Annotated in this window: 11 protein-coding genes; 5 read left to right on the top strand and 6 right to left on the bottom strand. The window is 32.1% G+C overall.

Annotation, left to right across the window (positions count from 1 at the left end):
- Positions 1-9 precede the first annotated feature (9 nt).
- From ACFFGA_RS16025 to ACFFGA_RS16005, 5 genes are all read left to right on the top strand, one after another.
- Entirely contained in the window at positions 10-774 is a 765-nt protein-coding gene (locus ACFFGA_RS16025) for an SDR family NAD(P)-dependent oxidoreductase (protein WP_386065641.1), read from the top strand.
- A 148-nt stretch (positions 775-922) separates the two neighbouring features.
- The gene (locus ACFFGA_RS16020) at positions 923-1,945 is read left to right on the top strand and encodes a PfkB family carbohydrate kinase (RefSeq protein WP_386065639.1); all 1,023 of its coding nucleotides are present in this window, start codon (positions 923-925) and stop codon (positions 1,943-1,945) included.
- A gap of 10 nt (positions 1,946-1,955) precedes the next feature.
- Positions 1,956-2,624 (top strand): bifunctional 4-hydroxy-2-oxoglutarate aldolase/2-dehydro-3-deoxy-phosphogluconate aldolase, encoded by a 669-nt coding sequence (locus tag ACFFGA_RS16015; RefSeq protein ID WP_386065637.1) that lies wholly within the window; start codon positions 1,956-1,958, stop codon positions 2,622-2,624.
- A 3-nt stretch (positions 2,625-2,627) separates the two neighbouring features.
- Positions 2,628-3,149 carry a LacI family DNA-binding transcriptional regulator gene (locus tag ACFFGA_RS16010; RefSeq protein WP_386065635.1) on the top strand — a complete coding sequence of 174 codons (522 nt, stop codon included), beginning with the start codon at positions 2,628-2,630 and terminating at the stop codon, positions 3,147-3,149.
- Between the two features lie 19 nt (positions 3,150-3,168).
- On the top strand, positions 3,169-4,002 hold the full coding sequence (locus ACFFGA_RS16005; RefSeq protein ID WP_386065683.1) for a DMT family transporter: 834 nt from the start codon (positions 3,169-3,171) through the stop codon (positions 4,000-4,002).
- Between the two features lie 14 nt (positions 4,003-4,016).
- Here ACFFGA_RS16005 and ACFFGA_RS16000 read toward each other — a convergent pair whose 3' ends face one another.
- From ACFFGA_RS16000 to ACFFGA_RS15975, 6 genes are all read right to left on the bottom strand, one after another.
- Complete coding sequence (locus ACFFGA_RS16000; RefSeq protein WP_386065633.1) at positions 4,017-5,456, bottom strand: SLC13 family permease; 1,440 nt, start codon at positions 5,454-5,456, stop codon at positions 4,017-4,019.
- 67 nt (positions 5,457-5,523) lie between these two features.
- Positions 5,524-8,796, bottom strand: coding sequence for a CHAT domain-containing protein (locus ACFFGA_RS15995; protein WP_386065631.1), 3,273 nt, complete (start codon positions 8,794-8,796; stop codon positions 5,524-5,526).
- A gap of 22 nt (positions 8,797-8,818) precedes the next feature.
- Complete coding sequence (locus ACFFGA_RS15990; protein WP_386065629.1) at positions 8,819-9,559, bottom strand: tetratricopeptide repeat protein; 741 nt, start codon at positions 9,557-9,559, stop codon at positions 8,819-8,821.
- Between the two features lie 5 nt (positions 9,560-9,564).
- Positions 9,565-10,143, bottom strand: a complete 579-nt coding sequence (locus ACFFGA_RS15985; protein WP_386065627.1) for an RNA polymerase sigma factor — start codon at positions 10,141-10,143, stop codon at positions 9,565-9,567.
- A 560-nt stretch (positions 10,144-10,703) separates the two neighbouring features.
- A complete protein-coding gene (locus tag ACFFGA_RS15980) occupies positions 10,704-11,861 on the bottom strand; it encodes a hypothetical protein (protein ID WP_386065625.1) in 1,158 nt (385 codons plus the stop codon).
- A 69-nt stretch (positions 11,862-11,930) separates the two neighbouring features.
- Positions 11,931-12,707 carry a hypothetical protein gene (locus ACFFGA_RS15975; protein ID WP_386065623.1) on the bottom strand — a complete coding sequence of 259 codons (777 nt, stop codon included), beginning with the start codon at positions 12,705-12,707 and terminating at the stop codon, positions 11,931-11,933.
- Between the last annotated feature and the right edge of the window lie 74 nt (positions 12,708-12,781).

Raw genomic sequence — 12,781 nt, 5'->3', positions numbered from 1 at the left:
TTTAATAAGATGAGTAATAATAAAGGAAAAGTAGCTATAGTAACAGGTGCAACAGGCGGAATAGGATTTGAAGTAGCAAAAAGATTAGGTAAAGATGGTTATACAGTAATATTAAACGGTATTGAAGATAGTGCTGGTGCTAAACGAGTTGAAGAACTTAAAGCAGAAGGTATCGATGCAGAATATTATGGGTTTGACGTCACAAAAGAATCTGAAGTTACTTCAAACATTACAAAAATAGGTGAAAAATACGGTAGAATAGATGTTCTAGTTAACAACGCAGGCGGATTAGGTGGACGATCTAGGTTTGAAGAAATGACTACAGAATTTTACAGATTTGTAATGGCATTGAATCTAGATTCAGTCTTTTTTGCATCAAGAGCTGCTATACCATTTCTTAAAAAGGGTGAACATCCTTCTATAATTAATTATACATCCAATGCAGGATGGACAGCAGGTGGACCTGGAGCTGGAATTTACGGTACATCTAAAGCAGGTGTGCATGCTATAACCAGAGCGTTGGCAAAAGATTTAGCTGAATATGGTATTAGAGTTAATGCTGTATCTCCTGGTACTATTGATACTCCATTTCATGCACAAATTAAAGCAACTAAGCCGGAAGTATTTGCTTCGTGGGCAAATAATATAATGTTAGGTAGACTAGGTCAACCAGAAGATGTTGCTGGTGTTGTCTCATTTTTGGCAAGTAAAGATGCTTCTTTTATAACGGCAGAAACTATCCAAATTGGAGGAGGACAAGCATTAGGAATTTAAGATATTATATTGATATCTATGGAGGATTAGCGTTTAGCTAAGTTTCATAATTAAAATTTCAGGCTTAAAAAGGCATATACTAAAAGCCAAATAGTTATATTTTAAATGCTATTTGGCTTTTAAAAATAATAGTAATTAAGTATAAAGCATGAGTAAAATTGTCACATTTGGCGAAATTATGTTACGACTCTCTACAGAGCGTCATTTAAGGTTTTCGCAAGCAAAATTTTTTGCAGCATCCTATGGTGGAGGCGAATTTAATGTTGCGGTATCTTTAGCTAATTATGGAATTCCGGCGGAATTTGTAACAAGATTACCTAATAACGAAATAGGCGCTTGTGCAATAAAAGAGATGCGTAAGTATAATGTGGAATCTAAAAACATTGTTTACGGTGGTGATAGACTAGGTATTTATTATCTTGAAACTGGTGCAGGAACAAGAGGAAGTAATGTAGTTTATGATAGAGCAAATAGTGCTATGGCTACAATTCCAAAAGGTTCTATTAATTGGGAAGAGGTATTAAAAGATGCAACTTGGTTTCACTGGAGTGGTATTACTCCAGCGATTTCAGAGTCTGCAGCTTTAGAATGTTTAGAGGCTTTAAAAGTAGCGCATAAACTAGGTATTACTATTTCTTCAGATTTAAATTATAGATCTAAACTGTGGAATTATGGTAAAGAGCCAGATGAAGTAATGCCTGAACTTTTAAAGTATAGTAACATTATATTAGGTGATATTGATACGGCATTTTTTATGTTAGGAAAGGACAAAGTAAATCCTAATTATCAAAATGAAAAGACGTTACCGTTTTTATACGACCAACTCTTTAAATTATGTCCTAATTTAGAAACAATAGCAACAACATTAAGATATTCCGTTAGTGCTTCGCATCAGCGTATAGGAGGTATTCTGTACGATGGAAAAAGTATTTGTAGTGCAGATATAAAAGAGGTTACTCCTGTTGTAGATCGTGTTGGAAGTGGAGATGCTTTTATGGGAGGATTAATTTATGGTTTGTTAAACGATTCAAAAAATAAACAAAGGGCGTTAAATTTTGCAGTAGCCGCTTGTTGTTTAAAACATACTATTTCTGGGGACATTAATTTAATTTCTTTAGAAGAAATAGAAAAGTTTTTAAGTGGTAATGCTTCAGGAAAAGTCTCAAGGTAAATAAAATTAAATGGCACAATATACAAGAATAGAAGTCGTAAATGCAATGAAACAAACAGGATTGGTTCCGTTGTTTTATAATTCAGATATTGAAATAAGTAAAAAAGTAATCAAAGCCACTTATGATGGTGGTGCACGTTTGTTAGAGTTTACGGCAAGAGGTGATTTCGCTCACGAAGTTTTTGGAGAACTTAACAAATGGGTACTAAAAGAATTGCCAGGAATGATAATGGGAGTTGGTTCTGTTACGGATGCTGCCTCGGCCTCTTATTATATGTCTCTGGGTGCAAACTTTATCGTAACACCAGTTTTTAGAGAAGATATTGCTATTGTTTGTAATAGAAGAAAAGTAATGTGGTCGCCAGGCTGTGGCTCTTTAACTGAGATTTGTAGAGCTGAAGAATTAGGTTGTGAGGTAGTTAAGTTGTTTCCAGGTGGTATTTATGGACCTAGTTTTGTTAAAGCTGTGAAAGGGCCTCAACCTTGGACAAGTATAATGCCAACAGGAGGTGTTTCTCCAACTCGAGAGAATTTAGAAGGCTGGTTTAATGCTGGTGTAATTTGTGTTGGTATAGGCTCTAAACTTATTTCCAAAAATGCAGATGGTAATTATGATTTAGCTAAAATTGAATCAGATACTAAAAATGCATTATCAATTATTAAAGATTTAAAATCATAACCATTGAAATCGTCTGCTGTAACCATAAAGGAACTTTCTTCACTATCTGGATTTTCAGTATCTACGGTATCTAAAGCACTTAATAATAAACTAGAGATAAGTAAATCCACAAGAGAAACGATTAAAACCTTAGCGAAGCAACACAACTATGTTCCAAATAGTTACGCGGTTTCACTTAGAATTAAAAAATCGGAGTTAATTGCAGTCATTATACCAGAAGTAACACAAGCGTGTTACAGTTATACACTTCATTGCATACAAAAAACAGCAGAGCGCTTTGGATATAGAATTCTGTTTTATCAATCCTACAATTCCTATATTAAAGAAAAAGAGTGTGTTATGAGTCTTAGTGATGGCTCAATTGATGGTATTATTATAGTTTCAAATGGAAATAAATCAAAATCTGAATACATTTTTAATTCAACTCCTGTTGAGTTAATTAATATCCAAAATAATCATCCTTATGATGAAATAGAAGCGGTTACAAATGAAAAAATGATTAAGTTAATTGATGTATTCTTATAATAATTCTAAAAGAAATTAAATTCTGAAAAAGGCAATCCTATACATGATAATAAGTGCTCTGGCATTTACTTTTTTGAATGTATTTGTAAAATCTTTAAATAACTTTAGCGTTTATCAAATTGTTTTTTTTAGGTCTATTGGATCACTTTTTTTTACGATTCCTTTTTTATTGAAAAATAATATTTCCTTTTTAGGGAATAAAAAAGGGCTGCTTATAATGCGAAGTGTTTTTGGCCTAATCTCAATGACGTTGTTCTTTTTGTCTTTAAAGTATATTGCTATGGGAACGGCAGTTTCAATAAGGTATATTGCTCCAATTTTTGCAGCATTATTTGCGCTCATCATTCTTAAAGAAAAAGTAAAACCCATACAATGGCTCTTTTTTCTTATAGCCTTTTCTGGAGTTCTAATTTTAAAAGGATTTGATACAGGTATACAAATACAAGGAATTGTATTTGCTATAATTTCAGCTTTGTTTGCAGGTTTGGTTTATATCACCATTAGAAAAATTGGAAACGATGATCATCCTGTAGTTGTGGTTAACTATTTTATGATTATATCTGCCATAATAGGTGGGCTTTTGGCAATTAACAATTGGATACAACCACAAGGAAACGAATGGCTCATTTTTATGAGTTTAGGTGTTTTTGGTTATTTTGCTCAACTATACATGACAAAGGCGATGCAAGTTGGAGAAACCAATCAAATAGCTCCATTAAAATATCTTGAAGTTGTTTTTACAGTAATTTTAGGCTTATTGTGGTTTGATGAAGTTTATAATATATATAACTTAATAGGCATCATTATTATTGTGACTGGTTTAAGTTTGAATTTAATTATAAAAAGAAAATAAGGTTCTTAAGTTAATTAAAGATTCCACACTAGTGGTAGAACATAATACACAATCAATGTCACTAGTATGATTGAGATTACATTCATCCAAATGCCTTTTTTTACCATATCTTCTATTTTTAAATAACCAGAACCAAAAACCACTGCATTTGGAGGAGTTGCCACTGGTAGCATAAAAGCACATGAAGCCGCAAGTGTTGCACTTACTAATAATATATAAGGATGAATATTAAGAACAGCAGCCAACGATACTAACACAGGTAAAAGCATAGCTGTTGTTGCCATATTTGAAGTAATTTCGGTTAAAAAATTTACTGCTGCAATTAAAATTAACAAGAGCACAAATATTGAAACACCAACTAAAGATGTTAATTGATTTCCAATCCATGCCGCCAAACCACTAACTTCAAATCCCATGGCTAACGCCATTCCTCCTCCAAAAAGTAACAGAATTCCCCATGGTAGTTTTACCGCATCCTCCCAATTTATTAAGGCATGTTCTTTTTTATTATTCCTAATTAAAAAAAGTAAGATAGAGGCAATTATTGCAATGGTAGTATCATCTATAGCTGGCAACCATTTGGTTAATAAAAAAGATCTGCAAATCCATGCTATCGCTGTTATGGTAAATACTGTTAGTACGGCTTTTTCTTCGTAAGACATTTTTCCTAAAGCCTTGATTTGATTTTCGATTTCTTTCTTACCTCCAGGAAACTCTTTTTGCTTAAATTTAAAAGCATATCTAGTTAAATAAATCCAGCAGATAATCAATAAAATAACACTTATAGGAAACCCAAACATAAACCATTGCGAGAATGTTATTTCTGTGTTGTAAGTGCTTTCTACAACACCAGCAAGTACAAGATTTGGTGGCGTTCCAATTAATGTTGCCATACCACCAATTGAAGCACTATATGCTATTGCTAACATTAACGCTTTGCCAAATATTAAATTTTCATTCTCCTCAGTCTTCGGGTTGTCTTTGAGTTGTAATACTATGGCTATACCAACAGGCAAAATCATAACTGCTGTTGCAGTATTAGAAATCCACATGGAAAGTAGGGCAGTAGCCACCATAAAACCAAGAATAATTTTCCTTACATCTGTTCCAACTAATTTTATAATATTCAAGGCTATACGTTTATGTAAATTCCATTTTTCTATGGCAATTGCTAAAATAAAACCACCGAGAAATAAAAAGATATATTTATGACCGTAAGAAGCTGTAGTTTCACTTAAAGACAATCCACCAGATAAGGGAAATAAAATTATTGGTAATAGCGCTGTAGCAGGTATAGCAATAGCTTCTGTAATCCACCAAACAGCAACCCAAGCTGTTGAAGCTAAAATGGCATTTGCCGCGTCATCCAAACCTTCAGGATGAAAGAAAAATTTAATAAGTAAAAACAATAGTGGTCCCAGAAAAAGACCTATTTTTTTCTTTGGTGATTGCATTTTTATGTTAATAAAAGTAAGTCAGCTATATTGTACTAATATATGATAGTGTACTGAATTTACTGCACTATTTTCTATTAAACTTTGAACTAAAAACAATTCTGTTCTTAGCAAAGAAGAGTATGCCTATGATTAGTATAAGTATAAGTAACACCCAAATCCACCATAAATTAGATGGTGATAAATCAATAGGACTAGCATCTCCTATAAGTACCAATCCAGCCCAATATTGTGGAGACATTGTTCTACCTTCAGCAGTAGATAAATAGTCTAATTTTGCCTTTTGTAAAGCTTCGTCTTTTGGTAAGCCATTTTTAAGATGATTGTAAAAATTTTCTATAATTTTAGCACTAGATTGTTCATCTATTTTCCAAAGGCTTGTTAGGATGCTTTCACTACCTGCATAGTTAAAGGCATGAGCTAAGGATATCATACCTTCACCTGGTTGAAATGTGGGTTTACCCGTTTCGCAAGCGGTTAAAATGGCTAGGTTAGAGGAAAGGTTTTGATTGTATATTTCATAAGTATAAAGGGAATTGTTGTCCGTATTATTACTATCATCAAGGTTTTTAGCAAAAATTAATCTTGAAAACTCTGGTGACACATTGTTAGATTCAGCATGAGTACCAATATGAATAATTTTATGCTCCTTTGCTTGCTGTGTAAAAATTTGTTTAGAAGCTTTCTCATTTATAAACGAATTGCCTCCAAATAACTCGGAATACTCTTTGGCTAAATCTACTGTAAAAGGTTGTGGTAATAAGGTAAGGTAAGTTTTATCTAGTAACACAGAGTCCTTTATAGCTATTTTGTATTTGCTTTTCATCTGGTTGTTAAACTCAGGCGTAAAAGCCACAAAATTATTTTTAAAAAACTTAGGAGTCTTATTTTTATTAATTAACAACAGACTGTAATTATACGAGATACTATACTTTTTCAGCAAGCTTTTTTCTGCCAATTCTTTAAATGAATTTACGTAGCTTGTAGTTAATACTTCAAAACTTAAATTAAAGAGATTTGCATCAGGAATTATGATTACACTTTTAGTGGTAATTGCTGTTTCAAACGGTTGCCACAAAATATTATATAGATTGTTGTTGGCGCTTAGGTTCTCTTCCTGTAATTTATTTTCATTTTCTTTGGCTTCAAGTATGTCATTTAATTTACTGTTATCTAATTGATACGCTCCAATTTTATTTTTTTGAATTATAAAAGCATAAAGATCTTCCTGAATATAAACATACCTTACAATAGACATATTGCCAGAAATGTTTAAGTCATTAAGATTTAAAGATTTTGAAATAGAAGCGTATCTTAAGCCATAATATTTAGGATAATCTTGTTTTAAGGTTTCAAGAAAATCATTCCAGTTGTAATTGGCTTTAATAAACTCGTCAAATTCGTTCTCATTATTTAAAGTTGAATTTAGAACTTCTTTTAATTGCTTTTCTTTATCTAAAATATCTTGTGGTATATCTTCTAATGAAAAATCTGATTGAATATTAAGCTGTTGTCTAATTTTATTGTAGAGTTTAGATTCGTGAAGGCTCAGAATTTCATTTAGATATTGCTCATCTTTAGTTTGCTTATATAGCACAATGGCTATTGCTTTGGCAAACTCAAAAACTTCATTATTATCATCTAGAATAATTGATACATTTTGGTCTTCGCTAACAATAGTTTTTTGCTGTTCTAAAATACTTATGGCTTCCTTAAGCGTAGAAAATTGACTTTTTAAAAATTCAATGTCCTTATTGTTCTTTAGTTGCATTTCTACTTTAGATTTAAGTAATAAAGCCATTGGCTTTTTTATATCAACACTTAAATCGTTGCGTTGGTTAGCTTCTTGTGAATAGGACGTGTTTAATAGTTCTAATGCTTCATTTATTTTACTATGGGCATCATCATAATTTTTAGACTTGTAATGGATATCTGCCAAGTTTACTAATAGAGAATATTCTAAAATCGTTTCTGTACCTTGATTATTTAACACATATTCATAAGCTTTAGTTGCCATGTCGAGGGCTTTTTCCGTATAGCCATTTTTTGAATAAAAACTAGAATAGGTTAGCATAGCGTTTAGATAGAATGCATCGTAATTGTTTCCAAAGACATCTTCATACAACACTTTGCTTTTTTCATAATAGTCTTTTGCTCTACTTATGTCATTATAGAATTCATGTATAATTCCTTTATAATAATAAGCATCAGCAATTCTCAAATTATTTTGAGGTTTTTCATTGGTATAATTTTTTAGGGCTTCATCAAAAAGTAATTCTGCTTTTTCATATTCTTTTAATTTTAAATAAATATTACCCAGTTGCATGTTTGTAAATCCAAGTTCTGGATCATTTGAAGGGTAATATTTTAGTTTTTGCCCTTTTACGTACTCTATTAAATCTTTAGCTTTTTTGAAATTGCCTTGTTTGCTAAAATCATCAGCATAGTTTTCAATAGTCATATACAAAAACAATCTTGCTTCCTCTTTAAAAAAATCTTTACCGTCGGTGTTAGAATTTATAAAACTGGTATAATTTTTAATTGCTTTTTCATTATATTTTATGGCATCAGCAGATTTGCCAAGCAAAGCGTACACGGAACTAATGTTTGATTGAGCCTTTGCTGCATGGTAATATTTGTTAATGGGTGTTTGTTCTAGTTCATCAATTATTTTTTCGCCTTTCAAAAAATAAAATAATGCGCTATCAATTTTATAAGCATCCCACATTCTTCCTCCCATGGAGTTATAAGCATCTAAAACTTTAGATTTATCTGATTTAGGATAGGACAAATAATGTTTTATAGACTCGCGGCTATGCCATGTGGCTTTTTTTAAGTCACCTAATCTCCCATAATCAATGCTTAGATTATGATGTATTAAACCAAATAAATCACCAGTTGCATCTGGCATTTTTTTAGTGACTTCTAAAGCTTTTAAGTTGTGTTCTGAAGCATTTTTGTAATCACGCAAAAGCGCATAAAACCTTGCTAATACTAAATGTTTTTTCCGTGAAACAGTTAATGAGTCTGTTGCATCTGTTATACTTGTTGCAAATTCATTGGTTTTTTTAATGGCTAAATCTTTATCATTAAGATTTAAAGCAATTTTCCCGAAATAGTATATATGTTGTGTTAAATCAAAATAAGCCTGTTGTTGCCTTAAGTTATTTATTTCTATTGTAAGTACAGAATCGGCTACTTTATATGCTTTATTAGTTATGAGTGAATCTAGCAGTTGTGTGGTTGATACGTTATTACGCTGTGCGTGTACCATTTGCAGTATACCAAAAAGAACCAATACACATATAATTAGCCTAATGCAATTGTAAAAACGTTTCATAATCAACTGTTTAGTGAGTTGGTTAATCGTTTAGTTCAGATAAGAGGGCTTTGCTATTATCAATAGTTGAATTTTGTAAATTAGCTTTCGCTTTATCTATATTCCCTGTTTTTAAATAAGCTAATCCTAAATAATAAAACGCATCATTTAATAACGGAAAATTAGAATCTTCTATAGCGTTTTCTAAAAAAGAAATAGCATCATTTTCATTTTTATTTGCCAAATGTGCTACACCAATAAAGTAGTTTATGGTATCATTATTTGGTTTTTTATTTTGTAAGGTTTTCCATTTAGTTAAAGCAGTTTTGTAATCACCTTGTTTGTAATTTACCATGGCTTCGTAAAACTCGTAATTATCCTCGTTACTGCTCATGGTTGTAGGTAACCCAGGATCTGGAGTGAAATATTTGGCATACAATCTGTCATTACTATTGCCATTAAATAACCAAAAACTTCCAAGTCCTATAATTAAAATTGCGGCAATAGCAATTCTTTTCCAGTTTAAACTTTTTGCTCTAGGTTCGTTAACAAAAGCTACTTCTTCGTTAGAAGATATTTCAGTATGAAACTCATCTAATTGTTCTTTCATTGCTTGAGTTTCTATTCCATTTAAAATAGCTTTTATATCTTCTACTTTAGCTTTAAAACCGTCTTCATTTTTAAGCTTGTTCTCAAAAGTAGATAAATCCTCCTCCGATAGTTGCCCATTGATAAAGGCTTCTATCTTTTCAAATTCTTCTTGTGAAATATCGTTTAAGTCCATTGCTATTAATTTTTTTTAAGAGCTATTGCTTTCAGTTTTTGCATACAGCGGTACTTTTTATTTCGAGTTGAAGCAGAATCCAATGCCAGTTCTTGTGCTATGAGATTCATGGATTTCTTTTCAAAATAAAATTTACTTAGTAAGCTCTTACATGCTTCACCTAGATTTTTAAAGGCTAACATTACATCTTGTAATCGTTCATCTTTTAAAATGTCATCATCAATACCATTATTTTCTTCATCTTTTACTTCAAAATACTGTAATTGAGATGCTACAATTGTTTTTTTGTACCCTTGAGATCTTAAAACATCCATCCATTTATTCTTGGCAATGGTAAATAAATAACCGTTTATTGAAGACTCATTTTTTGGTATAAATTTGTCTTGTTTTATATTTTGCCAAACCGCTAAAAAGGCTTCTTGGTAAATGTCCTTGGCATGCTCTTTTGTACCGCTGTTTTTTAGTACCAAAGCTTCAATTTTTGGATAGTTCTGCGTGTAGATGCTTTTTAAGGTCAAAGAATCATTCTCCTTAATAGCAACAACTACCTGTAGTTTATTGTCAATTTTGTATGCTTCCCTCATGTTAATAGCTAAACATTAGAAAGATACAATTATTTCATTTTTAAACAATAATTAGATGATGAAAGACTTTTTTAACTAGATGAATAAGCAGTTCTACCAAAAAAGTCTTTTAAAAAGGTTACTATTAAAAATCTTTTACTGTTAATTTTGCTCACCAACAATTGCAGTTACTCTAGCAGCTGCTATGACTGATTCGCAGTTATCATTACGTCTTCAAGGTAAATTAAGTATCCACTTCCTGTATTGGTATTGGCATGGTAAGCACCAGGTATATATTCCGTAAGATGGCTTGATCCTGAACCAACATTATTACAAGAGGGTAGGTTAGAATCTGGTGGCCAAGAATATGTTCTCCCTACATTAGATGGTATTGGATCTGGTGCACACTCTAATATTTCAACATAATAGCTTAAGGCATCCTCTACAGCCTCAATTTCAAAATAGTTAACGATGCCATAACCACCTGAACCTTCCCACTATCTACATTCTATATTTTTCATAATGAATTGATGTTTAAAGAGTTTTAAGTTATATCGTAAATGGTATTGTTTGTTATCAATCTAATTCTCAATATTAAATTGTGACCATTCTGTTTGATTGATTCTTCGGTCTATTCTCGGGTCGTAATTAGGATTGTCCGTACCAAAGTATTTACCATTGTTGTTAACCCAGTAATTTTTGCTTCCAGCTTGGACGTTATAATGTTCGCCTGTATTGTGGTTAGAAATAATGTTTCTCTCGGAAATCATATTTACTGTGCGTGTCTGACCGTGCGAGGTCATATCACTACGCTTTAAGTAGCCAGAATGGTTGATGTCTAAAATATCACTATATGTACTGGCAACGCTAGATGATGAAAAACCGGAATTAGAACTATTAAGTTTTATAGCATTCATCCTCGCTACATGTTCTTGGTATTGCTGATTGGCTTTTCGGGCAGCAATTTGATTTTTGCGATACAACCAATCTGTGTTATGCTGTTCGCTTAGAGTCATGTCTATAAATATTTTCTTGGCATTATCAAATTTTGAAGCAGGTGCTTCAATGTGCTGGTTTAAAAATCCCCATGACCACTGATTGTAAGTTTTATAAACTGTTTTTCTTAAAATAGTTAAATATTTTCTGCCTTTGTTGTCTTTCCATTCTAAGCCAGCACTTTCGGTTTCTATTTGTGTAGGTTGTGATTTAAAATTCAATTCCAAAAAGGTCTTTGATTTTTCTGCGACTTTTGGCAATGGAAAAGACTTAATGAATTGTAAGTTGTTTTCATTGGCATAAGGCATAAAATACGTCTCTACAATTTGATTTATCGACATAGGATATTGATTAGGTGTGCCAGACATCTGGAATGTTTGCAGCATGCCATAATCTTCGGTATAAGAAAATAGATTTGACATTTGTATGCGACCAATTTTCATATCATTCGGCCCTACATATTGGTACTGTTTGTCATTCTTTACGCGTCTCCAGCCATTTGGTAATTGAACCCTTCCTGAAACCATTTTTACAATAGGGTCGTAATTTTCAAAATACTGATACCCTCTTGTAGTGGTTTCATTTTTATTTTTAATAACAGGCTGGCCTTGTGTTTTTGTGACTTCTTCAGTTTCAAAGGAAAGTTGTCCACTATCAAAATTAGAATCTTGAGTCTTCTGTTCGTTTTTGCAAGAGAATAGTAAGAATAATAGAGCAACTATGTTAATTGGTAAAAGTTTCATAATCTATAATGTTATGTTTATTATTTATATTGATACGATGTAAAAATTATCATTAAAAACAACTACCTTTTAAGGCACATTTGGGTCGTTATCATCCGGATCTCTAAGAATATCAAAACCATCCATATCGTTATCCACAATGCCTCCGTTATTATCTACATATAATTGATAATTAATAGGCAGAAAAGTATTGGCAACTTGCGCATCATATTCTGCTTCAGGAGCAGTAGTTATTGAGGTTGTGATATATGTTGAGCCAGCTGCATAAGTGGTAATGATCCAAACCTGAGCTATCCTGCCGTTAAATCTTAAGAGTCTTGCATTAAATTCCATGGGAATTGTAGAAAATACTTGTTGTTTAAATTCAGAACAAAGGACTTCAGGTGTACCATTAAAATTATAAAAGGCAAATAGGTTGTTGATTTCGTTAGCAATAAAATTTTGCGAAGGAATCTGTTGTCCGATTACTGAACTCGATGGTATCCAACGAAAGAAAACAGCATTATCATTCCTAAAAACGTCAACACCTATAGTTTGGGTTTGTGGATTTGTAAGCTCAAAAGCTGTAAATCCTTGAGGAATTGTAAAACCCAAAAGTGGTTGAAGGCTATGTATAAATTGCTGTCCTGGATTTTGAATAAGAGGAATCTGTGTTAAACCTATAGGTTTAGCATTCGCAAAATCCCAATAAGCGGCTTTACCACCAGTAATAGTAGTTGTTCCGTCATTGCATTGCGTTACGTAGTTACTGAAAAGATCAGAATTATTATTGCTGTCGTCATTAGAGCTACAAGACAATATAAGATGTAATAACGCAAAACAATAAATTAGTCGTGTCGGTTTCATAAGTGATTTTTTTTGAATTATATAATAGTATCGTCAATGATTAAAAATGTCATCATTTTAATACTACCTTTGCA

This window comes from Winogradskyella pulchriflava (assembly GCF_042434315.1).
GTDB classification, from domain to species: Bacteria; Bacteroidota; Bacteroidia; order Flavobacteriales; family Flavobacteriaceae; genus Winogradskyella; species Winogradskyella pulchriflava.
The sequence above is the reverse complement of the archived record's forward strand: the minus strand, read 5'-3'. Positions and strand labels throughout refer to the sequence as shown.

Excerpts from the sequence above, each read along its gene's own strand:
- ACFFGA_RS16000 (WP_386065633.1), bottom strand. The coding sequence starts at position 5,456 with ATGCAATCACCAAAGAAAAAAATAGGTCTTTTTCTGGGACCACTATTG.
- ACFFGA_RS15980 (WP_386065625.1), bottom strand. The coding sequence starts at position 11,861 with ATGAAACTTTTACCAATTAACATAGTTGCTCTATTATTCTTACTATTC.
- ACFFGA_RS15990 (WP_386065629.1), bottom strand. The coding sequence starts at position 9,559 with ATGGACTTAAACGATATTTCACAAGAAGAATTTGAAAAGATAGAAGCC.
- ACFFGA_RS16020 (WP_386065639.1), top strand. The coding sequence starts at position 923 with ATGAGTAAAATTGTCACATTTGGCGAAATTATGTTACGACTCTCTACA.
- ACFFGA_RS15975 (WP_386065623.1), bottom strand. The coding sequence starts at position 12,707 with ATGAAACCGACACGACTAATTTATTGTTTTGCGTTATTACATCTTATA.
- ACFFGA_RS15995 (WP_386065631.1), bottom strand. The coding sequence starts at position 8,796 with ATGAAACGTTTTTACAATTGCATTAGGCTAATTATATGTGTATTGGTT.
- ACFFGA_RS15985 (WP_386065627.1), bottom strand. The coding sequence starts at position 10,143 with ATGAGGGAAGCATACAAAATTGACAATAAACTACAGGTAGTTGTTGCT.
- ACFFGA_RS16015 (WP_386065637.1), top strand. The coding sequence starts at position 1,956 with ATGGCACAATATACAAGAATAGAAGTCGTAAATGCAATGAAACAAACA.
- ACFFGA_RS16025 (WP_386065641.1), top strand. The coding sequence starts at position 10 with ATGAGTAATAATAAAGGAAAAGTAGCTATAGTAACAGGTGCAACAGGC.